We start from the raw sequence: 22,975 nt of genomic DNA on the forward strand, positions 1-22,975 counted from the left end.
TATAGTCTTCAGCAATAGATGGCGTTAAAATAGCTTTTTTCAACCCTTATTTTAAAGAAAATTGGCCGCGTAATGAACCTAAGCACCAAACAAAAGCAGCACCTAAAAGGCCTGGCTCACAGTTTAAAACCTGTTGTGCTAATGGGCGCAAATGGACTTACAGAAGCCGTGCTAGCAGAAATTGAAATCGCTCTAAACCATCACGAACTGATCAAAGTAAAAGTTGCTTCAGAAGATCGTGAAACAAAACAGCTAATCATTGACGCTATCGTACGTGAGACAGGCGCTGAAAAAGTTCAGACAATTGGTAAAGTGCTTGTGCTATACCGCCAGTCTGAAGAGCGTAAAATCGAAATTCCTCGTAAGTAATTCACTTACGTTGTTGAAGAAAAAGGTCGCCATTGGCGACCTTTTTTGCATTTAACAAATAGTGGGCATTCAAGATGCCACTTAGATGTATTCAACTCGGTCAATTTCGAAATCTTTCGCTCCACCAGGAGTCTGGATAGCAACCTCGTCGCCTTCCATCTTGCCGATCAAGCCACGAGCAATTGGAGAGCTCACTGAAATACGGCCAGCTTTAATATCAGCTTCATCGTCACCAACAATCTGATATGTCTTTTCTTCATCGGTATCGACATCAATCAAAGTCACCGTTGAACCAAAGATAACCTTGCCAGTGTTTTCCATTTTAGTTACATCAATTACTTGCGCAACAGATAGCTTATATTCAATGTCACGGATTTGCGCTTCACAAATACCCTGCTCTTCTCGAGCGGCATGATATTCAGCATTTTCCTTCAAATCACCTAGTTCTCGTGCTTCAGCAATCGCTTCTGAAATTTGAGGACGTAGCTTAAGTAGACGTTCTAGTTCTGTACGTAGCATTTGTTCGCCACGTAGTGTCATTGGAACTTTTTCCATTATGTAACCTCAAGCCCAAATGGGTCTTTGGACAATAAAAAGCCCACCCAGTCGTAGGACTAGGTAGTGCGGTTAAAGATGTATTTTCAACTAGTGTAAACAAACTCCTGAGCGAAATCATCTTAATTCGAAATTCAACATTGCTATGCCTTTGCAGCATAACGAACCGAATCAATTTTAGATCCAATCATTATCGCAATTTATTGAAAAACAACACTGTTCATTACACTAAAAACATCAAAAAACATAAAAACTAATCAATGTCAGACCAATGTCATTGAAGCATTAATTCATTAAAACCAACCACTTAATAAACAATCAGTTACAATCGAACAGTGTTCATCAGCATGATTTATATCATTTTACTAACTCATCATGAAACTTTAGCAGTAAAACATGTCCAGCAAGTTGTTACATCAAAGGCTTACAGTTGCGGAAAACTCTCGCAGCAGATGAAGCCAAATATAGACCAATAACTTGTGAGAGGTCATCTCTCCCCCATACAACAATGATTATGGACAGCTAACTAGGACAAATAAGATGAAAAAGACTCTAATTGCTCTTTCTGTATCTGCAGCAGCTATGGCAACTGGCGTTAACGCAGCTGAACTTTACAACCAAGACGGCACTTCTCTAGAAATGGGCGGCCGCGCTGAAGCACGTCTATCTATGAAAGATGGCGACGCTCAAGACAACTCTCGTATCCGTCTAAACTTCCTTGGTACTCAAGCAATCAACGACAACCTATACGGTGTTGGTTTCTGGGAAGGTGAGTTTACTACAGCTGAAAACGGCGGTGTGGATGGAAACAGCAACCTAGACACTCGTTACGCATACGCTGGTCTTGGCGGTGCATGGGGTGAGTTCACTTACGGTAAAAACGAAGGTGCACTAGGCGTTATCACTGATTTCACAGATATCATGGCTTACCACGGTAACTCAGCTGCTGACAAACTAGCAGTGGCAGACCGTTCAGACAACATGATGTCTTACAAAGGTCAATTCGAAAACCTAAACGTTAAAGCTAGCTACCGCTTTGCTGACCGTGAAGAAGTAAACGGTGAATACACAGACAACAAACAAGACGGCTACTCTCTATCTGCAATCTACGCAGTAGCAGACACAGGTCTTGAGCTAGGTGCTGGTTACGCAGACCAAGACGAAGCTAACGAATACATGCTAGCTGCATCTTACACTATGGGTGACCTATACTTCGCTGGTATCTTCACTGACGGTGAAAAAGCGAAAACTGAAGGTGACTACACTGGTTACGAACTAGCTGGTGCTTACACTCTAGGTCAAACAGTATTCACAACAACGTACAACAACGCAGAAACTAACAACGAAACTTCTGCTAACAACTTCGCTGTTGATGCATCTTACTACTTCAAGCCTAACTTCCGTGGTTACGTTTCATACAACTTCAACCTAATCGACTCTGGCGATAAACTAGGTAAAGTTGGTGGCAACACTACAGCATCTAAAGCTGATGCAGAAGACGAGCTAGCTCTAGGTCTACGTTACGACTTCTAATTCCAGTCTTTAGACTTGAATACTCAGTGCCCGCTTATTGCGGGCATTTTTTTATCTTTCATTTTTCATCTTAATAGCGCGTTCTTCTAACCACTTTGTCTCAATATTAATGATGAACAAAGCATTCTTGGATGCGCCTAGCATATTGAGTGGACTTGCGTATACTCAATCACATAACTAACCCTAGAAAATCACACTATGCGTTTACGTTGGCCTCTACTCATTTCTTCTCTTATTTTTCCGCTATTGTCTTATGCGTATCCTCATCAAGAGGTATTGCCAGAGGGCGCCCGTATCAGCTTAGTTGCAGAAAAACTAAACGAAAGTTCCACGCTCGATGGTATCCGTCCAACAGACCAACTATTTCCACCAGCGAGCACATTAAAAATTGTCACAGCCTTAGCTGCTAAATTAGAGTTAGGGGACAGCTTTGCATTTCGAACAAAGCTTGAAACCTCGAATTCCGATGCCGTTATCTACTTTGTCGGAGATCCCACCCTACAAACACAAGATTTGAAAGCGTTGCTGTCATTGGCGAAAAAAAATGGTTTAACGCGCATTAACGGTGACTTGTGGTTAGACAACAGTGCCTTTACAGGGTATGACCGAGCGGTGGGTTGGCCGTGGGACATTTTGGGGGTTTGCTACAGCGCTCCGGCTTCTAGCATTACACTCAACAACAACTGCGTCCAAGCTTCTATCTATACGCAAAAAGATGGCGGGACTCGAGTCTATGTGCCTGAACATCAACCTATTCGTGTTAAAAGTTCGGTCGAAACCGTTTCTAAGACGATTCAAAAGAGCCGCCATTGCGATTTAGACCTGCTTGCTCACCCAGACAATCGCTACGAATTAAAAGGATGCTTAGTCGAACGAGAAAAGCCGCTGCCTCTCAAATTTGCGGTTCAAGATCCTGAACGTTATACCAGTCAAAATATCAGTACGTTACTCAAGCAATTAGGTATTGAGCTCAAAGGCAAAATTAAGATTGGTTCAGCGCCACAGAAACAACGTAAATTGATGGCATTACATCAATCAAAGCCGCTATCCGATTTACTTGATGACATGCTCAAGCATTCTGACAATTTGATCGCAGACACATTAACGAAAACATTGGGTGCGAAATTTTTTGTTCAACCCGGAAGTTTTACCAATGGTACAGAAGCGATCAAACAGATCATTTTCGCCAACACTGGCATCGATATCCGTAACGCACGCTTGGAAGATGGATCGGGCCTTTCAAGAAACAACCGTATTTCTGCGACCAAAATGGCGGAAATCCTACGTTATATCTGGAAAAACGAAAAAACACTGAAGCTGATTGCCATCATGCCTAAATCAGGCGAATCGGGTACGCTGCAATACCGCCAAAGCATGCGGAATGCCCCAATCAAAGGTCAACTGATTGCCAAGAGTGGTTCATTGTACGGAACCTACAACATGGCGGGTTATGGTTTAGATAAAAATGGCCAGCCGAATACTATTTTCGTCCAGTTTGTCTCAGACTACTTTCCAGAAAAAAGGGACGATAACAAACCTGTCATCGCCCCTATTACGCATTTTGAGCAGTTATTTTACCGTGACATCGTGAATTTTAGTCAGGCGATACCTAAGAAGTAATTCACCACAGTAAAGTAAATCCACATACCTGATATATCAACGATTGATGCAAGCACAGGGCTCACCAATACGGCTGGGTCTAGCTTGCAAGCACGGGCAATTATTGGCAACAAACCGCCAAGCGTTGTGGAAATTGAGACTTGAATAAACAAAGCAACGGCGATTGCAAGTGCGATGTCTGTCAGTTCAAAGCCCCCCGTAGATTGGCCGGCACTAAAAAGCATAATGCGTCCAACCATAACTATTGCGATCGCTAATGCGAGACACAGCGCTACGCGACTTTCTTTCCAAAGTACTGCTAACCACTGACGCTTTTTAAGCTCACCTGTGGCCAATGCACGAATGACCAATGTGGCCGCTTGAGTGCCCGTATTACCACCAGCCGCCGCAATCACCGGCATGTACACTGCAAGTAAAACCAGTTGGCTCAATGTATCTTCATACTGAGCAATAATCAGCCCAGAAACGATCCCCAATAAAGCGAGAGCAATAATCCAGCCGATTCGCTGCTTTACATGCTCTAGTACGCCTGTTGATAAGTAACCGTCAGGAGTATCAACTTCCGACACATGCAAACCCAATTGGTGCGCATAGTGACGCGCACGCTTATCATGACCCGCATGCTCAAGCTGAGACATCAAACTGTTCACATACCCTACAGAACAGTGCTTCAAAATCCCCACCGCTTCATCTATTGGCATGATGGTGAGCAAATGAAGTTGCTGCTCTTGATCGTATTTCAAAAACGCATTGCGAGCTGCACCAATTTCTACTTCAGAAAAGTTTGGTGTTGTTTCAATAAAAGTGTTGTTCATTACCGTCATGGCGAATCTCCCGATTGGCATTGGTAACGACCATCGACAACACAAGCACAAGCTCATCACGCCTTTATGCCGATAGATGACACAAACACGAGAATTCACCAATGCAAAAGCACTGTCTATTCAGAATGTATGAAGGAAATAACGAGAAGAAAATTAGAAAAGATGCCTCACCACTCGGGTAAGACGGAGATCGCCAATACCGAAGCGGGTTATTTCGCTCCCTTAATCTTACTCACCCAACGACTGGGAGGATGGTCGGTATTGTTCATGTAAATCTCCGATATCGCTGCCCTGATTAGCAGCGCAAGTATAGTAGCAAAGTTAATCCATATTTACAGGTGGGCTTTGTTCTTTTTTTGCCAATTTTAGGAACAAAAAAAAGCGCCCATTGGGCGCTTCCATACGTAAAAATTATGGATTACTTAATCGTAATACGTGCAAATTTACGTTTACCAACTTGGAATACGTAAGTACCAGCTTCTGGCGCAAACTTAGCGTCGGCAACTTTCTCGCCTTCAACCTTCGCTGCACCTTGTTTTACCATGCGCATCGCTTCAGACGTTGACGCACACAGACCAGCATCTTTTAGAAGATTCGCTACTGGAGTGCCAGCATCAAAGTCAAATTCTGGCATTTCGTCAGGGATTTGGTTCTTAGCGAAACGGTTCACAAACTCTTGCTCTGCCGCATCTGCATCGGCTTCACTGTGGAAACGCGCAATGATCTCTTTAGCAAGTAGCACTTTGATATCACGTGGGTTTTTACCCGCTTGAACATCCGCTTTAAACTGTTCGATTTCCTCTAGAGGACGGAACGATAGCAGCTCGTAATAGCTCCACATTAAGTCATCAGAGATCGACATGATCTTACCAAACATTTCGCTTGGCGCTTCGCTGATACCAATGTAGTTACCCGCAGACTTAGACATCTTCTTCTCGCCGTCTAGACCAACAAGAAGCGGCATCATAAGTACAACTTGAGGCTTTTGACCGTGAGATTTTTGCAGTTCACGACCCATTAGAAGGTTGAACTTCTGGTCTGTACCGCCTAATTCAACGTCCGTTTCCATCGCAACTGAGTCCCAACCTTGCAGAAGTGGGTACATGAACTCATGGATAGCAATTGGTTGGCCGCCTGCGTAACGCTTTTTAAAGTCGTCACGTTCTAGCATACGAGCAACGGTTTGGTTTGCAGCAAGACGAATCATACCTTCTGCGCCCAGCTCAGACAGCCACTCAGAGTTAAACTGAATTTTAGTCTTCGCAGGATCTAGAATTTTGAACACCTGTTCTTTGTACGTTTCAGCGTTACGCAATACGTCTTCGCGGCTTAACGGTGGACGAGTTGTGTTTTTACCTGTTGGGTCACCAACCATTGCAGTGAAGTCACCGATTAGGAACGTCACTTCATGACCTAGTTCTTGGAACAAGCGAAGCTTATTGAAAATAACCGTATGGCCTAGGTGAATATCAGGTGCTGTTGGATCGGCGCCCAATTTAATACGTAGAGGACGACCTTCTTTTAGTTTTGCGATTAGCTCTTCTTCTGGAATCAGCTCTTCAACACCGCGCTTAATCTCGGCTAGTGCAGCTTCAATGCTCGCCATTCTTGTTCACTCCCACAGATTTGGCAAAAATATAATAGCTGAACATATTACTTGAATAGCGATGCATTTTGAAACACGTTAGACTAGGTAGTTGTCACTTTTTCCGTTTAATTTAGCAATCAAGTACCTCATGCATTCGATTTTTGTCCGACTTCCACTCTTGCACAAAGTATTGATCGGTTTTTTTAGTGCTCTGATCATCATTGCACTGTTCTTTCTGCCCGATCCGCAAGACCTCAACCCGCAACAAAGCCGATTAAAAGTTGGTCAACACTATCCTGTGCCGATCTCACTTGAATTGACGACATTAAATGGCTCTTCTCAGATGTCTTCGGTTTTGCGCTGGGAAACTTACAAAGTAAAAAATGGCGAGAGCGCCGCCATTCTATTTAATCGAGTGGGACTCTCTGCTCGTCTACTGCACGAGTTAGTGTCCTCCGATAAAGAAATTGAACAGCAGTTAACTCGTCTTCGTCCGGGCGATAAATTGCAATTTGGTTTTGATGAGAAAAACGACTTGGTTCAACTGCGCCGTACGCTAAGCGCATTTGAAACCTTTCGCATCAAACTGCAAGACGGCAAATACGTTTCTGAGGTCGATAAAAAAGAGGTCGATTACCAATTTAACTACGCCGAGGCAACCATCAAATCCAACTTCTGGAACGCAGGAATTTCGTCTGGCTTGAATGGCAACCAAATCATGGAGCTAGCAGGAATTTTTGGCTGGGATATCGACTTCGCACTCGATATTCGCAAAAACGACTCTTTCCGAGTGCTGTATCAAGAAGAAGTTGTAGAAGGTGAAGTCATTGGTCGCGGAAAAATCATCGCTGCGATATTCAAAAACCAGGGCGATACGTTTACGGCTATTTTAGATGAAAAAACGGGCAAATATTACGACGAAAATGGCCGAGCGATGAAAAAAGCCTTCTTGCGCGCTCCGCTGGATTTCCGTCGCGTGACTTCAAACTTTAACCCACGTCGTCTTCACCCAGTGACGGGGCGAGTACGTCCTCACCGAGGCACTGACTACGCAGCACCTGTTGGTACGCCAATTTGGGCCGCTGGTGATGGTGTGGTGCAAAAATCGGCTTACAACAAGTTCAACGGGAACTACGTGTTCATCAAGCACAGCAACACTTACATTACCAAGTATCTGCACTTAACGAAGCGCACAGTCAAAACGGGTCAACGTGTTAAACAAGGTCAAACTATCGGTACGCTTGGTGGAACAGGTCGTGTGACAGGACCTCACTTACATTATGAGTTCCTAGTAAATGGCGTGCACAAAAACCCAAGAACAGTGAATTTGCCGCAATCCAAATCTTTAACAGGTAAAGCAAGACAAACCTTCATGGCGAATGCAAAAGTCAGTATGGACAAGCTGGATCGTTACAGTAAGTTACTGGCAATGAGATAAACGGAAAAGTAAAAAGAGGCAGCATTACGCTGCCTCTTCGCTTTCATCAGGTTCGGGCTTAGCAAGATGATCTCTTCCCAACATAAGCAAACAAGGCGTAAGCACCAACGTCAACACCGTAGCAAATGCCAATCCCCCCGCTACTGCCGTCGCTAACTGAGACCACCATTGCGTACTCGGCGCACCAAATTCGACTTTTTGATTAACTAAATCGATGTTCATTTCTAGAACCATCGGTAACAACCCTAAAATGGTCGTAATTGTGGTTAATAGCACCGGTCTCAAACGTTGCACACCGGTCCGCAGGATAGCCTCTGCTTTGTCCAGTCCTCTTTTTCGCATTTGGTTATAAGTATCAATCAGTACAATGTTGTTATTAACTACGATACCAGCCAAGGCAATCACACCAATGCCAGACATGATGATGCCGAATGGTTTTTGGAAAATAAGCAACCCAGCAAAAACCCCGACCGTTGAAAACAGCACCGCACTCAAAATCAAAAATGCCTGATAAAAGCTGTTGAACTGCGTGATGAGAATGAGTGCCATGACGCCAAGAGCCACAACAAAAGCGTTTTGCAAGAATGCTGATGAGTTTTCCTGCTCCTCATTTTGACCCCGAATCTTATATTCAACGCCTTCCGGTAAACCGAGCTGTTCCATTTCAGCCGCAATCTTAGGTAACTCAAGCGCCAAATTGTAGCCTTCCACCATATCCGCTTTAATGTTGATAACTCGATGACCGTCAACACGACGGATAGTATCTTGCTTGTGGTCTGGCTTAATTTGAGCAAAGTTGGTTATGGGCACTAAACCTGCAGCGGTTTTCACTCTTAGCTGATCGAATCGACCAATATCTCGCTTCTCTTGTGGGTAGCGCACCAAAATATCGACTTCTTCATCCGCATCGTCAGGTAAATAGTCCCCTATTTTCAGACCATTCGTGACAAATTGAACTGTATTTCCCACCAAAGTTGCATCGGCAGCAAAACGAGAAGCGTCGTCGCGTCGAATGTCAATTTGCCAGTCAATCCCCTCTTTATTGGTAGTATCACTCAAATTAGTCAGTGCTGGGTTGCTATCTGCCCAAAGCCTAACTAGCTTCGCGGCGTCATCTAGTTCGCCTATACTCCTACTTCGAGAAGAAACTTCAATCACCAAATCATGTTCAACCGGAGGGCCGGCATCCGGGAATTTGTACTCTAACTCAACGCCATAAAATTGGTCGGTGGTAGCTTTTAGCTCTTCAATGATCGTTTTGACTTTACGACGATATTGCCAATCCACAGGAGTTATTTGAATCTGACCGATTTCGTCACCATTATCGCTCGATCCAGTGCGAGTGTAGACACTTTCAAACTCATCATGACCCAGCATGACCTTTTCAATTTCTCGCATTACGATGTCTTTCTCATTAATGGAAAGATCCCCGTAAGAGCGTACTTTTACGGTGAAAAATGGCGGATCGACTTCAGGGAAAAACTCCGCCCCTAACCCCGCTTTACTGTAAGTAAATCCAACACCACCCGCCAGCAATACCGCGCTCAGCAGCACTTTCCAAGGATGTTGAATCGCCACAAACAAAGTTTTGTAATAAAGCTTGGTAATTCCTGTCGCTTTCTCAAAGTTCCCGTTGTGTAGCTCCACCATTTCTTGTTGGGCTTTAGGATTGATAACCTGAGGTTTACCAATAATGCCGCCAATAACAGGCACAAATAGCAAAGCCATCACCAATGACGCCGCTAACGTCGCGATTAGCGTTAACGGTAAGTACTTCATAAACTCACCGGTAATATCCGGCCAAAAAAGAAGCGGAGCAAATGCCGCCAACGTAGTCGCGGTAGAGGCGGTGATCGGCCATGCCATGCGTTTAGCTGCGTCTCGGTATGCCTCTTTACGCGGCGTGCCTTCTTGCATTCTCCGATCGGCAAACTCAGTGACGACGATTGCACCATCTACCAGCATGCCGACCGCCATGATTAAGGCAAACAGCACCACGATGTTTACGGTAAGACCAAAAACAGAGAGGACTAACAGCCCCGTTAAGAAAGAGCCTGGAATAGAGATCCCAACCAACAATGCCGTTCTTACCCCCAAGATCGCGATAATAACGATGACCACCAAAATGATTGCCGAGAGAATGTTGTTTTGCAGATCACTAAGCATCAGCTTGACATCATCCGACTGATCCCAAGTGTATTTAACCTGCAAATTACTTGGCCACTCTGCACGCAGTTGCCCTTGAGCAATCACCTCTTTAACTAACGCGACGGTTTCAATAATGTTCTCGCCAGCACGCTTTTTCACGTCAAGCACAATGGCAGGCTCACCATCCAAGCGGGCAAAGCTTTCCGGGTCACGAAACGCTCGGCGAACTGTGGCCACATCACCAAAGGTGATCACTTCTTTGCCATTCACTTTGATAGGCAATTCGAGAACATCTTTCAGAGAATCAAACACCGACGGAACTTTGACCGAAAAGCGCCCATATCCAGTATCGACAAAACCAGCCGCAACCACTCGGTTGTTTAGTGCGATCAAGTTATAGATATCGGCCTGATCCAATCCATAGCTTTCCATTAAAAGCGGATCGACGACGATCTCGACAATATCTTCACGATCACCAGCAATATCGACTTCCAAGATCTGACGGAAGCTTTCTAATCTGTCACGCAACGTTCGTGCGATTTGAACAATGGTTCTCTCTGGCACCGTGCCATAAAGCACAACGGTTAAAACTGGCTCCTCTGAAGCAAAAGTAACTTCATTGACCGTCGGTTCATCACTGTCTGCTGGTAGCTTAGGTTTCGCCAGATCGACCGCGTCGCGAACATCCGCCATCGCTTTATCGAGATCCACGCCGACGCTAAACTCCAAAGTGACTGAGGCGTGGCCTTCGGAGGCAACCGATGTCATCTCTTTAACCCCTTCAATTGAGCGCAGTTCTTGTTCGATAGGACGAACCAGTAAACGCTCAGCATCAGTTGGAGAAATGCCTTGATGCCCCACAGAGACGTAAATGATAGGAATAGTGATATCGGGGCTAGATTCTTTTGGGATAGTGACGTAAGTAATGACCCCTGCGATGAGGATCATCACCAACAAGGTCAACATCGTTCTTGATCGGGATAACGCAGCGTCAATTATGCTAAACATGCTGCCTCCCTATTTTTCGGCCGCATCGGCAGCGACATCACCGACTTTATTCGCAATCACGGTATCGCCATCACGAACAAACCCCTGTCCTAATACAATGATGTCCGCTTGCTCGCCAAGCCCAGATAACCAAACGCCATCTTCTTCTGCTTTGACTAACTGGATAGGAACAAACTTAACGTGTTCATCTTCCAGTGTTTTGACACCTAAATTCCCTTCTTCATCTAACGCCAACATTGCAGCGGTAATTTTAATCGCTAGCACTTCATTCAAAGGGAGCTGCACTTCCGCACTGATCCCCGCAGGGATGAGCGAATTACGATTATCTATTTCGATTTCAATCGGAAACGTATTGGTCGATACGGAGGAAACGCGACCAATATAACGTAAAGTCCCCAAGTGATGCTGACCATTGATCGTTCTGACATCCGCTTGAAGACCTTCTTTAAGATACTGGATATGGCGCTCGCTAACGTCGGCCTCAATGACCAGAGTCTCTAAATCAATCACTGTCGCTATTGGATCGCCCACACCGACAAAGTCACCCACTTCGACAAAATGATGATCAACAATGCCATCAAAGGGCGCTTTAACTTCGGTATTCTTGAGAGCGGTTTGGACATTATTGAGGTTTGCTCTTGCATCGACTAACGCGGCTTCCGCAGTCGCAAAGGCCACCTCGCCTTGTAACCCCCTGCTTTTGAGCGATTTTGCGGCATTAAACTCCTTTTCTTTCACTCGCAGCATGGCCTGAGCGCGTTTGAGCTGACTGTCCAAATCCCGCTTATCAATGTTAGCAATCACTTGTCCTTGCTTAACAAGTTGCCCTTTATTAATGTTGAGACTGACAATTTTGCCGGCCACTTCTGCACCAAGACGAGCTTGGCGATTGGGTGCGGTTCGGCCATAAAGTTCTATCGTTTTACTGGTAGGTTTTGCGGTGAAAGTATCAAACATCACCTTAGCTAAGGGCGTGTTTTCAGATTGGAGAGATGGGGATGAGGTGTGGTCACCTTGTGCTTTGAGCTGCCCTGCAGCCAACCAAGCAACAAGTAGCAAAATAAGGATGAGAGATACTAGCCACGGACGTTCGACAAAACGTCGCCCAAACGAAGTTCCAGACATACAAAGTCCTTTTTATTATTCTCTCCTGCGGAGCGCTGAGAGCGTGTTTACGTGACATCCTGCTACGTAAAACTCAGGCAGCCAATTGGCTGCCTGTCATCGTGTCAATTACACGCTAAATGATGCACCACAACCACATGTGGTTGTTGCATTCGGATTGTTAACGAAGAAGCGAGCGCCTTCCAACCCTTCGGTGTAATCCACAATGCCGCCAATCAGGTATTGCAGGCTCATTGGGTCAACAACCAGTGTCACGCCACTGTTTTCGATGGTTGTATCGCCGTCATTTACGTTCTCATCGAAAGTAAAGCCGTATTGGAAGCCGCTACAACCGCCACCAGTAATGTATACGCGCAATTTCAATGCTGGGTTTTCTTCTTCTGCAATCAGTGCCTTAACGCGAGATGCTGCAGCATCAGAAAAAGATAATGGTACGTTTACTTCGCTCACGAAGACCTCTCTCACTCGTGTAATGCGTCAAGCCTGGAGCAAGACGTCAAATTTGTGCTAATTGAGGACGATTATCCAATACCTGACAAACTCGTTCAAGTATTCGCCGCCGATTCTTTAGATTGGTCGCTGATATGTAAGATTACACTGCGAAACAACACATAAATTAAGCAAAACGTTTCTAACTTGATTATAGCTAGGTACAATGCGCCCCACTTGGTCCGAGCAATCAAAAGAGGATAACCCCATGACCAAATCATCAGAGCTGTATCAAAAAGCTCAGCAAACCATTCCTGGCGGTGTAAATTCACCAGTTCGTGCATTCAATGGCGTTGGCGGTTCTCCGCTATTTATCGAACGAGCAGACGGTGCACTGATTTTTGATGCCGATGGTAAAGCGTACATCGATTACGTTGGCTCTTGGGGTCCAATGATTCTTGGCCACAACCACGCTGTTATTCGTGAAGCGGTTATCGACGCTGCACAACGTGGCCTGAGCTTTGGCGCACCAACAGAGATGGAAATCGCGATGGCAGAGCTAGTGTCTGAACTCGTACCATCAATGGAACAAATCCGTATGGTAAGCTCTGGTACAGAAGCAACCATGAGTGCGATTCGTCTCGCTCGTGGCTTTACTGGTCGTGACAAGATCATGAAGTTTGAAGGCTGTTACCACGGTCACGCAGACAGTTTGCTAGTAAAAGCAGGCTCTGGAGCACTAACTCTAGGCCAACCAAGCTCTCCAGGTGTTCCTGCAGACTTTGCTAAGCACACGCTAACAGCAACATTTAACGATCTAGATTCTGTACGCGAACTGTTTGCAGCGAACAAAGGTGAAATCGCATGTATCATCGTTGAGCCAGTGGCGGGCAACATGAACTGTATCCCACCAGTAGAAGGCTTCCACGAAGGCCTGCGTAAAATCTGTGATCAAGAAGGCGCACTGCTGATTTTTGATGAAGTAATGACCGGCTTCCGTGTTGCACTTGGCGGCGCACAAGCACACTACAACATCAAACCAGATCTAACCACGCTAGGTAAAGTAATCGGCGGCGGTATGCCAGTGGGTGCTTTCGGTGGCCGTAAAGAAGTGATGCAATACGTTGCGCCTACAGGCCCTGTTTACCAAGCTGGTACGCTTTCTGGTAACCCAGTGGCAATGGCTGCAGGTTTTGCCTGTTTGAACCTTCTAAAAGAAGAAGGCAATGAAAAACGCCTAGCTTCTAAAACTAAGCAACTGGCAGATGGCTTTAAGTCTCTAGCAGAAAAACACGGTATCCCACTAGTTGTTAACCAAGTGGGCGGCATGTTCGGCTTCTTCTTCACTGACCAAGAAACAGTAACTTGCTACGAAGACGTAACTAAGTGCGACATCGAACGATTCAAGCGTTTCTTCCACTTAATGCTAGATCACGGCGTATACCTAGCGCCATCAGCATTCGAAGCAAGCTTTACGTCTCTAGCGCACGGTTCAAAAGAGATCGACGCGACACTAGAAGCGGCGGATCGCTGTTTTGCAATCATTGCGGCAGAAGCAAAATAAGCGCTATACGCAAGTTATAAGAAAAGGACCGGAAGGTCCTTTTTTATTGCCAGTTCAAAATTACCAAGACAGCTAACACGCCTAGAACAATGCCAAACCACGGAATACGTTTGGTTTTCTTCTCAGATTTACATTTCTTATCGCCGTTACAACAACCCATTTTTCATCTCTTGATTGATAACCATCTGATTTGTAGTCATTATAACAAGGTCATTTACCCCTTCCCAATTCAGCTGTGTCATAAGGCTGAAAGGAAAGCCGGTGCAAAGTAATAAAGGTTTCGCGCTGATATCAACGCGAGCCATTGTAAACGTCATCCGTAAGTTGGATTTATCTCATGCCAAACAACGTAAAAATCACGTCGAGTCATCGTGTATTAATGATCGCTCTACTCGCCGCTGCTTTTGCTTGCTATTTATTGGTCGAGCCTTACATCAATTCGATCGTAATGGCTTTCATTATCTCACTGCTTATGTTTCCTGTGCATGAGTGGTTTGAGCGTAAAATGCCAAAACACAAAAATTCGGCATCGCTGCTCACGTGCGTAGTTTTGACTTTCATTATTGTCATTCCACTACTGTTTGTGTTTGCTGCAATTGTTCAACAAGGCTCCGTTTTTTCTCAGAATACGTACAAATGGGTCACCAATGGTGGCATTCAAGACATCTTCCAACATCCTTGGGTCATCAAAGGTCTATCCATTGTTAATGAGTACTTACCTTTCGATAAAATCGAGCCCAAAGCCATCGCTGAAAAAATCGGGCAATTTGCTACCTCTTTTGGTTCAAACCTTGTCGCGATCAGTGCGAAAATTCTGGGTGACGCAACAAACTTCTTGATGGATTTTTTCCTGATGCTGTTTGTGCTTTTCTTCCTATTACGTGACCACGACAAAATCATTTCGGCAATTCGACATATTCTGCCACTCTCTCGTAGCCAAGAAGATAGAATCTTGACCGAGATAGAACAAGTTTCGAAGTCCGCAGTCATGGGCTCCTTTTTAACGGCTATCGCGCAAGGCTTAGCGGGCGGTATCGGTATGTGGCTAGCTGGCTTCCCTGGCCTATTCTGGGGCACCATGATGGGCTTTGCTTCCTTCATTCCAGTTGTCGGTACGGCGTTAATCTGGATACCAGCCGCCGCGTACTTGTTCCTCACCGGTGATATGACGTGGGCAATCTTCCTAACCGCATGGAGTGTAGTCATCGTCGGTTCGATTGATAACTTGCTGCGTCCATTGTTGATGCAAGGCAGCGCAGGCATGAATACCTTAATGATTTTCTTCTCATTATTAGGTGGTCTGCACTTATTTGGTTTGATTGGTTTGATTTATGGCCCGCTGATTTTTGCAGTCACCATGGTGCTGTTTAATATCTATGAAGAGGAATTCAAAGACTTCCTCAACCAACAAGACAACAGCTAGCCGCTACTGAATAGTAAGCAACAACTTCAAGCTTGGGCCAGATTGTGCGAAAATCTGGCCCTAATTATTTCTGATGAACCAAATTTATGTCTGCCTATATCGCTCCAAGCCAAATCGCTCAGCGTCAGCTAGAGTACTTCAACGGAAAACATGTTTTAGTTGCAGGTGAAGTCGAAGATATGTTCCCTCTGGAACTGACCGCACACTGTGAATCGGTCGAAGTCTTTACTTCAAACTACAGCTATTTCCGTCAAATCCGTCACTCAGACAAAATAAAAACCCATTTTGGTTCTGAATTTGATGTGGATACTCAAGCCGACATGCTCCTGCTGTATTGGCCAAAAGCGAAAGCAGAAGCCGAATATTTGCTTGCCATGCTTATGGCTAAACTGGGCGTGAACACGGAGATTGTGGTTGTCGGTGAAAACCGTTCCGGTGTAAAGAGCATTGAAAAGATGTTCAAAGAATATGGCCCTGTGAACAAATACGACTCAGCTCGCCGCTGCTCTTTCTACTGGGGTAATTGCTTAAATGAGCCAAAGCCATTCAATCAAGAAGATTGGTTTAAGTCTTACACGGTAACCCTTGGTGAGCAGTCACTTACAGTAAAAAGTTTACCGGGCGTATTCAGTCATGGTGAATTTGACTTAGGCAGCCGTCTACTACTGGAAACCTTACCTAACTTGTCAGGCAAAGTGCTCGATTTTGGTTGTGGTGCCGGTGTTTTAGGTGCGTTCATGGCGAAAGCAAACCCAGAAATTGCGATTGAGATGTGTGATATCAACGCGTATGCCATCACCTCAAGCCAAGCAACGCTTGAAGCCAACGGTTTGTCTGGTCGCGTGTTTGCGTCTGACATTTACTCAGATACGGCCGAAGACTACCGATTTATCATCAGCAACCCACCATTCCACAGCGGTTTAGACACCAATTACAACGCGGCTGAAACTCTGTTAGGTCACGCGCCACAACATCTTTCAAAACATGGTGAGATGATCATTGTTGCGAACAGCTTCCTGAAATACCCACCAATTATTGAGAACGCATTCAATAATTGCGAGACGCTAAATAAGACCAATAAGTTCTCTATCTACTACGCGAAAAAATCGTAATTGTGAGCCGCGCAGGCAAGAACCTGCGCGCTTCTTTCCTAAAATCGCCCCATTTGTAAGAAAAACTGCGTGACTCTGCACGCTTTGCAACTAACTTTCTTGTCAAAGAAAAAAAACTCGTTAATTTTGTTAATTCTATCGAATTTAACTTCTTATCCGTTTTTAACGAGAACCTAGGCGAGCACCTTCAACCCGTGCGAGCCCTTTACGAGTTGTAATCTTATCCATGTTTAAATTCTACAAAAAACAGAAATTTAAGCGCCTTCAGAGTACGCTGATGACTGCGTTTCTTGTCCTCAGCATTACGCCTCTTACCATCACTGCGATTTTTTTCCTGCAATCCCATAGTAAAGATCTGCAAGAACAGAGCACTTCACATCTGCTTTCTGTTCGTGATACCAAACAACAACAGATCCTCGACTACTTCGAAGCGCAAGAAACCGAAGTCATGGGATTTGTACGCTCTGAGCTCGCGTATGCCAGTGGTGGTCGTTTTTACGGCCTCGTCAATGCATTTAGCCGTTTAGGCAATGATATTGAAGAAGCACGTGAAAATGCTCAGCAACGTTATATCGAAGGCAGCGGTGACCAAATCAAAACATCGATTTTGCCGGAGTCCTCAAATTATGTCGGCAGTGAACGTTATCGCTTACTCCACAAACGTTATCACTGGGCATATCTGGAGCTACTCAAACGCTCAGATTTTAATGATATTTTGCTGGTCGATATTAACGGCAACGTGACTTACTCCATCAACAAAGACGACAACTACGGTACTAACCTACTAACGGGGCGCTACAAAGACTCGGCATTAGGTAAAACCTTTAAACGTCTAGCTGATGACGTCAACGAACGCCGCAAAGTGAATGAAGATTATACGCCCGTCATTATTTCTGATTTTGAACTGGAACATGGTCGACAAGTCGCTTGGCTTGGTGCACCTATCGTTCAGCAAGGCTATTTGCACAGCTATGCTATGTTCCGTTTACCAAACAACGGCATTACCAAGCTGATCGCAGATAAAAACCGTGAATCGTCCATCAACACTCTACTGGTCGGCAGCGATCAGCAACCACGTACGATTAATACCAAGCAAGACAGTATTCAAAACAGTCTTGAAGTCATCGATAAAGCTTTAGCGGGACAAACCGACGTTGGCACCTACACCAATGGACTTGGCGAAGAAATTATCGCTGCATTTGCCCCAATTCAAACACGCGGCATTACATGGGCGCTCGTGGTTCAACTTCCAGAAAAAGAGGCGTTTTCACGCATTCATCAACTGGAAAAGCTCTTCGTTATCGCCATGCTAATCGCGATCATTCTTGTGGTGATTGCATCGCATTATTTGTCCAACTTCATTACATCACCACTGCTGAAACTGACTTGGGCAGCGGAGAAAGTATCCGCTGGCGACCTCGACGAAACGACATTCAATACCGAACGTAAAGATGAAATCGGTCGCTTGGCTATCAGCTTCGAACGTATGCAGCGCTCGATTCGAGAAAAAATCCAAACCATTAAACAGCAAAACGAAGAACTTGAAAGCAACATCAAGCTGATTCAAAAGCAAAATGATGAGTTGCAACTGGCTGATAAACTGAAAGATGAGTTCCTCGCAACAACCTCGCACGAATTGCGTACACCGCTACATGGCATGGTTGGGATAGCAGAAACCCTTGTGTCAGGAGCAAATGGAGTCATTCCCGCCAGTCAAAAATACCAACTTGATATCATTATCAAAAGTGGTCAACGCTTAGCTAACCTCGTAGACGATTTATTGGATTACCACAAAATGCGCTATGGCAGCATGGATATACAAAAATCAGCAGTAAGCTTAGCTAGTGCAACACGCTTGGTGCTTGAGCTTTCTAATCACCTGCTAGGCAATAAGACCATTCGCATCATCAACCAAGTACCAGCCGACCTTAAAGCCGTTTCGGCCGATCCTCAACGCCTCGAACAAGTGCTGTATAACTTGATTGGCAATGCCATTAAATACACCTCAGAAGGTAAGATCGTCATTTCCGCTACCATTGTCGACGATCACGTCCGCGTGCAAGTGGTCGATACTGGTCAGGGGATTCCAGCAGAACATCTTGAGCATATTTTTGAGCCTTTAATTCAAGCTGGTCAAGATGCAAGTCGCTATCGTCAAGGTGCGGGACTGGGACTATCGATTAGCCGCCAACTGATTGAGTTGATGGGCGGTTCACTTTACGTGAGCAGTCAGCCGATGGTCGGCACCACGTTTAGTTTCACACTGCCATTGGCCAGCGAAGAAGAAATCCAAGCAACTCAAACCTTGGTGGCGCGCGGGCACTTTCAAATTCCTGAGAGTAATTTGGAAAATGGCGACGACTTATCGCTACCAGAGAACCCTGATGGCCCACTGCTTTACGTCGCAGATGATGAACCAGTTAACTTGCGAGTACTGGAAAGCTTCTTGCGCCTAGAAGGATACCGCGTTCGTACCGTTTCAGATGGCCCAGAAACGCTGGCGCTGGTTGAACAAGAAAAGCCAGAACTGCTGTTACTCGACATTATGATGCCCGGCATGAGCGGCTACCAAGTATGTAGTGAACTACGTGAAACCTATGATCATGCTGAGCTACCTATCATTATGCTCACCGCTCTCAGCCAAACAGAAGACCGTGTGAGAGGCTTTGAAGCAGGCGCGAATGACTACTTATCGAAGCCATTCAACAAACAAGAGTTGGCGGCACGTATCCAAGCGCATTTAACAGCAAGTAAAGCGGAAATGCGCCATATGGAAAACAAAGTGCTGGAGTCAGAGCTTAGACAGCGTGCTGTCGTCGAAGCAAGCCTTCTTGAAACTCAAGGTCGTTTGTTAGAACAGCTAGAATCTGCTCCGGAAGCTATTATTTGTCTGCGAGAAGATCAGCGTATTCGTTTTGCCAACGAAGCGGCTTGTAAGCTATTCAAACGCAGTTTAGAGCAACTTAAACGCTCGTCAGCTGACGAACTGATCGCACCAAAATATTTGACGGTGAAGCAGCCTCATTATTGCGGCAAGATTGATATCTACATTGAGGATATTCGTCAAAACATTGAAGCCGACATTCTAAAACTGCCAGAAGGCTCCGGCTTAGATGTGATGTACATCTTTAATGTCGGTGGTGGAGCTAACGCCGCGCGTATTCATAACCTAGAAACTGCGGTAGAAGTACTCTCAAGTTATGCATTCGATGGTGATAGAGACCAGTTGCAGAAACTCAAAGAGCTTGGCGGAGAGTTTACTCGTTTGGCTGATAAGGCTTTGGGCAACAAAAAAGATAAGCAAGATTTGATGCGTGAAGTGTTGGTCGATGCCATGACGCATGCATTGGACTATTGGGAGTCTGTTACGGGTGAAAGTAAATTTGCGTTTGCCGAACAAAGTGGGCTGTGGCGCGTCTACCTCGACCGAAGCACACTGCAAACCCGAACGCTCGATAAATACATGCGTATCGAAACTCTGCCTAAAACACCGCGCTGGAGAACGGTTCTGAGTTCGATTGAGTTTATTCTTGAACACTGTAAAGAACAGAGCCCTGAACGTGCTTACATCGAAGCACAGCGCGATAAATTGCAAAGACTGCTCACTAGCTAAACCTCTCATAAAATACAAGCCTCGCTCAATGCGGGGCTTTTTATACCTATTATTTTCTACCTATGGGTGGTACGCACTCTCCCCTCTCAAAAAACAAAATGCATGACATGTAAACGGTGAATGTATGCTCCTATGCACTCAACGAACTAGTACGAGCTGACATTTTCACAAACACCATTAATCTTAGCGACGGCCTCAAGCACTCTTCTTAATTGAGCTCATTTCCTAGCAGCTTCGACGTAACTCTCCTCTTCTTTAAACGAAAAAACACCGTAGTTAAAAAGTGTTGTATTGCACTATTTATCAATCCGCCATTCTTCTTTGATAAATGGGAAATTAGACTTCATTTTTCTTGTAAAAAAAGCATAATCACCCCCTTAATTTCGCTGGTAAAAAAGACGATTTTTCATATTCCAAACGGAAATTGACCAACAATTGACAGAGATTGCGAAGTCAATCACAACAGAACGGCAGATTAAATTTCACCTGATTAATTAACGCTTTCAGCGCATGTGAGCTAGATCTCCGAACCTTAGATAGACAGAAAGAACCCTTTAAATACTCAAACCCCAACGTTAGCATCCACTAACACACAAACAAAACACGGATATAAACTGCGACACATATCAATGTTCATTTTTCAACCAAGAACGAGCTAAAAGCAAACAAAATGACGTTTATGACGTGGACGGGTGTGTTTTTAACGTTTTTAACGGGAATCGAGTTTGATTATTTTATGGATAAGGTGTTTTCTTACTCCTGCCTAAGGCCTACAGGCCACTCTTAACGAGACTTAATGTGAAAAGCGTAAGTAACGAAAAACGAAGAGGTAGGTCTTGGAGAGTGTTTATCAATTGATGACATTCAATTCCATTTAGTGAAATGAAAGCAAATAGTAAGGAACAGCTATGCTTGCCAATATTAAAAAAACAGCACTAGCAACAGCAATTATTGCAACAGCTACTACAGGTTTTGCATCGGTAGCTACTGCGGCTGAACGCAGTGAACTGACTATCCACCCTAAAGAGTTTACAACTTTCGTTCGTAACTTTAACCCTTTCTTGGGTGCAACTAACTTGCACACAACAACCGACTTCATCTACGAGCCACTAGTTGTTTTCAACGAAATGCACGGTAACACTCCGGTATTCCGTCTAGCTGAAAACTTCAAAATGGCTGACGACCTAATGAGCGTAACTTTCGATATTCGTAAAGGCGTGAAATGGTCTGATGGTCAAGCATTCACTGCTGACGACGTTGTTTACTCTTTCAACCTAGTAAAAGAAAAACCTGAGCTAGACCAGTCAGGCATCAACTCTTGGGTTACTGGTGTTGAGAAAGTTAACGACTACCAAGTTAAATTCCGTCTAAGCGAAGCAAACTCTAACGTTCCTTACGAAATTGCTAAAGTACCAGTTGTACCTAAGCACGTATGGAGCAAAGTGAAAGATCCAGCAACGTTTACTAACGAAAATCCTGTAGGTTCAGGTCCATTCACAGTGATCGATACGTTCACTCCACAATTGTACATCCAATGTCAAAACCCGAACTACTGGGATGCTGACAACCTAGATGTTGACTGTCTACGTGTACCTCAAATCGCAAACAACGACCAATTCCTAGGTAAGATTGTTAACGGCGAGATGGACTGGACTTCTTCATTCGTTCCTGACATTGACCGTACTTACGCAGCAGCAAGCCCGAACCACCACTACTGGTACCCGCCAGCAGGTACTCAAGCGTTCGTTGTGAACTTCAAAAACCCAGACGCGGCTAAGAACGAAGCACTAACAAACGTTGACTTCCGTCGCGCGTTCTCTATGGCGCTTGACCGTCAAACTATCATCGACATCGCATTCTACGGAGGCGGTACAGTGAACGACTTCGCATCTGGCCTTGGCTACGCATTCGAAGCTTGGTCTGACGAAGCAACTCACAACAAGTACAAAGGCTACAACACGTACAACGTTGAAGGTGCTAAGAAACTTCTAGCGAAAGCTGGCTTCAAAGACGTGAACAAAGATGGCTTCGTAGACACACCATCAGGTAAGTCTTTTGAGCTTCTAATTCAATCGCCAAACGGTTGGACGGACTTCAACAACACAGTACAACTAGCGGTTGAGCAACTAGCTGAAGTTGGTATTAAAGCACGTGCTCGTACTCCAGACTTCTCTGTGTACAACCAAGCAATGCTAGAAGGTACTTACGACGTTGCTTACACCAACTACTTCCACGGTGCAGATCCACACTTGTACTGGGATAGCGGTTACAACTCGAAGCTACAATCTGGCGATGGTATGCCTCGTTTCGCGATGCACTTCTACAAGAACGACAAGCTAGACAGCCTACTTAACAGCTTCTACAAAACAGCTGATAAGCAAGAGCAGCTAGAAATCGCTCATGGTATCCAGCAAATCATCGCTCAGGATCAAGTTACTATCCCTGTGTTGTCTGGCGCTTACATGTACCAATACAACACAACTCGCTTCACAGGTTGGTGGAACGAAGAAAATCCTAAGGGCCGTCCAAACATTTGGGCTGGTATCCCAGAGCGTCTACTTCACGTACTGGACCTAAAACCAGTTAAATAAGTAGAAGTTCATTTCTCGCGGCACACATCCCGTGT

At 45.0% G+C, this 22,975-nt stretch carries 15 protein-coding genes; 9 read left to right on the forward strand and 6 right to left on the reverse strand.

Annotation, left to right across the window (positions count from 1 at the left end; translation table 11 throughout):
* The first annotated feature begins 72 nt into the window (after nucleotides 1–72).
* A complete protein-coding gene (gene yhbY / locus NL646_RS14135) occupies nucleotides 73–369 on the forward strand; it encodes a ribosome assembly RNA-binding protein YhbY (RefSeq protein WP_005380066.1) in 297 nt (98 codons plus the stop codon).
* A gap of 81 nt (nucleotides 370–450) precedes the next feature.
* On the opposite strand, the gene greA is transcribed toward yhbY, so the two are convergent.
* Nucleotides 451–924: a transcription elongation factor GreA gene (gene greA / locus NL646_RS14140; RefSeq protein WP_005485311.1), complete on the reverse strand. Its 474-nt coding sequence runs from the start codon at nucleotides 922–924 to the stop codon at nucleotides 451–453.
* A 540-nt stretch (nucleotides 925–1,464) separates the two neighbouring features.
* On the opposite strand from greA, the gene NL646_RS14145 reads away from it, so the two are divergent.
* On the forward strand, nucleotides 1,465–2,457 hold the full coding sequence (locus NL646_RS14145) for a porin (protein ID WP_017447707.1): 993 nt from the start codon (nucleotides 1,465–1,467) through the stop codon (nucleotides 2,455–2,457).
* Nucleotides 2,458–2,655: 198 nt separating this feature from the next.
* Nucleotides 2,656–4,077: a serine-type D-Ala-D-Ala carboxypeptidase gene (gene dacB / locus NL646_RS14150; protein WP_005494057.1), complete on the forward strand. Its 1,422-nt coding sequence runs from the start codon at nucleotides 2,656–2,658 to the stop codon at nucleotides 4,075–4,077.
* On the opposite strand, the gene NL646_RS14155 is transcribed toward dacB, so the two are convergent.
* Together NL646_RS14155 and tyrS are read right to left on the reverse strand one after the other, a co-directional pair.
* Nucleotides 4,056–4,901, reverse strand: coding sequence for a magnesium transporter (locus tag NL646_RS14155; protein ID WP_005494055.1), 846 nt, complete (start codon nucleotides 4,899–4,901; stop codon nucleotides 4,056–4,058). The two genes, dacB and NL646_RS14155, sit on opposite strands and share 22 nt — an antisense overlap.
* A gap of 418 nt (nucleotides 4,902–5,319) precedes the next feature.
* Complete coding sequence (gene tyrS, locus NL646_RS14160) at nucleotides 5,320–6,507, reverse strand: tyrosine--tRNA ligase (RefSeq protein ID WP_005479092.1); 1,188 nt, start codon at nucleotides 6,505–6,507, stop codon at nucleotides 5,320–5,322.
* A gap of 130 nt (nucleotides 6,508–6,637) precedes the next feature.
* On the opposite strand from tyrS, the gene NL646_RS14165 reads away from it, so the two are divergent.
* Nucleotides 6,638–7,927, forward strand: coding sequence for a peptidoglycan DD-metalloendopeptidase family protein (locus NL646_RS14165; protein WP_005490383.1), 1,290 nt, complete (start codon nucleotides 6,638–6,640; stop codon nucleotides 7,925–7,927).
* A gap of 24 nt (nucleotides 7,928–7,951) precedes the next feature.
* On the opposite strand, the gene vmeK is transcribed toward NL646_RS14165, so the two are convergent.
* The 3 genes from vmeK to erpA form a co-directional block, all read right to left on the reverse strand.
* Nucleotides 7,952–11,083, reverse strand: coding sequence for a multidrug efflux RND transporter permease subunit VmeK (gene vmeK, locus NL646_RS14170; RefSeq protein ID WP_023584010.1), 3,132 nt, complete (start codon nucleotides 11,081–11,083; stop codon nucleotides 7,952–7,954).
* Nucleotides 11,084–11,092: 9 nt separating this feature from the next.
* A complete protein-coding gene (vmeJ, locus tag NL646_RS14175) occupies nucleotides 11,093–12,208 on the reverse strand; it encodes a multidrug efflux RND transporter periplasmic adaptor subunit VmeJ (RefSeq protein WP_253664347.1) in 1,116 nt (371 codons plus the stop codon).
* A gap of 108 nt (nucleotides 12,209–12,316) precedes the next feature.
* Nucleotides 12,317–12,658, reverse strand: coding sequence for an iron-sulfur cluster insertion protein ErpA (erpA, locus tag NL646_RS14180; RefSeq protein WP_005461279.1), 342 nt, complete (start codon nucleotides 12,656–12,658; stop codon nucleotides 12,317–12,319).
* 247 nt (nucleotides 12,659–12,905) lie between these two features.
* On the opposite strand from erpA, the gene hemL reads away from it, so the two are divergent.
* The 5 genes from hemL to NL646_RS14205 all read left to right on the forward strand — a co-directional run bounded on the left by hemL (nucleotide 12,906) and on the right by NL646_RS14205 (nucleotide 22,940).
* Complete coding sequence (gene hemL, locus NL646_RS14185) at nucleotides 12,906–14,201, forward strand: glutamate-1-semialdehyde 2,1-aminomutase (RefSeq protein WP_024702437.1); 1,296 nt, start codon at nucleotides 12,906–12,908, stop codon at nucleotides 14,199–14,201.
* Nucleotides 14,202–14,538: 337 nt separating this feature from the next.
* The gene (locus NL646_RS14190) at nucleotides 14,539–15,624 is read left to right on the forward strand and encodes an AI-2E family transporter (protein ID WP_029832824.1); all 1,086 of its coding nucleotides are present in this window, start codon (nucleotides 14,539–14,541) and stop codon (nucleotides 15,622–15,624) included.
* 86 nt (nucleotides 15,625–15,710) lie between these two features.
* Entirely contained in the window at nucleotides 15,711–16,736 is a 1,026-nt protein-coding gene (gene rsmC / locus NL646_RS14195; protein ID WP_029832825.1) for a 16S rRNA (guanine(1207)-N(2))-methyltransferase RsmC, read from the forward strand.
* A 226-nt stretch (nucleotides 16,737–16,962) separates the two neighbouring features.
* Entirely contained in the window at nucleotides 16,963–20,349 is a 3,387-nt protein-coding gene (locus NL646_RS14200) for a response regulator (RefSeq protein ID WP_253664348.1), read from the forward strand.
* Nucleotides 20,350–21,257: 908 nt separating this feature from the next.
* Nucleotides 21,258–22,940, forward strand: a complete 1,683-nt coding sequence (locus NL646_RS14205; protein ID WP_005461274.1) for an ABC transporter substrate-binding protein — start codon at nucleotides 21,258–21,260, stop codon at nucleotides 22,938–22,940.
* The last annotated feature ends 35 nt before the right edge of the window (nucleotides 22,941–22,975 follow it).

It is taken from the genome of Vibrio sp. Y20_XG_PY13 (genome assembly GCF_024181925.1).
Classification (GTDB): domain Bacteria; phylum Pseudomonadota; class Gammaproteobacteria; order Enterobacterales; family Vibrionaceae; genus Vibrio; species Vibrio parahaemolyticus.

Bases quoted from the DNA above. Each gene is read 5' to 3' on its own strand.
- yhbY (WP_005380066.1), top strand. From the start codon at position 73: ATGAACCTAAGCACCAAACAAAAGCAGCACCTAAAAGGCCTGGCTCAC.
- greA (WP_005485311.1), bottom strand. From the start codon at position 924: ATGGAAAAAGTTCCAATGACACTACGTGGCGAACAAATGCTACGTACA.
- NL646_RS14145 (WP_017447707.1), top strand. From the start codon at position 1,465: ATGAAAAAGACTCTAATTGCTCTTTCTGTATCTGCAGCAGCTATGGCA.
- dacB (WP_005494057.1), top strand. From the start codon at position 2,656: ATGCGTTTACGTTGGCCTCTACTCATTTCTTCTCTTATTTTTCCGCTA.
- NL646_RS14155 (WP_005494055.1), bottom strand. From the start codon at position 4,901: ATGACGGTAATGAACAACACTTTTATTGAAACAACACCAAACTTTTCT.
- tyrS (WP_005479092.1), bottom strand. From the start codon at position 6,507: ATGGCGAGCATTGAAGCTGCACTAGCCGAGATTAAGCGCGGTGTTGAA.
- NL646_RS14165 (WP_005490383.1), top strand. From the start codon at position 6,638: ATGCATTCGATTTTTGTCCGACTTCCACTCTTGCACAAAGTATTGATC.
- vmeK (WP_023584010.1), bottom strand. From the start codon at position 11,083: ATGTTTAGCATAATTGACGCTGCGTTATCCCGATCAAGAACGATGTTG.
- vmeJ (WP_253664347.1), bottom strand. From the start codon at position 12,208: ATGTCTGGAACTTCGTTTGGGCGACGTTTTGTCGAACGTCCGTGGCTA.
- hemL (WP_024702437.1), top strand. From the start codon at position 12,906: ATGACCAAATCATCAGAGCTGTATCAAAAAGCTCAGCAAACCATTCCT.
- NL646_RS14190 (WP_029832824.1), top strand. From the start codon at position 14,539: ATGCCAAACAACGTAAAAATCACGTCGAGTCATCGTGTATTAATGATC.
- rsmC (WP_029832825.1), top strand. From the start codon at position 15,711: ATGTCTGCCTATATCGCTCCAAGCCAAATCGCTCAGCGTCAGCTAGAG.
- NL646_RS14200 (WP_253664348.1), top strand. From the start codon at position 16,963: ATGTTTAAATTCTACAAAAAACAGAAATTTAAGCGCCTTCAGAGTACG.
- NL646_RS14205 (WP_005461274.1), top strand. From the start codon at position 21,258: ATGCTTGCCAATATTAAAAAAACAGCACTAGCAACAGCAATTATTGCA.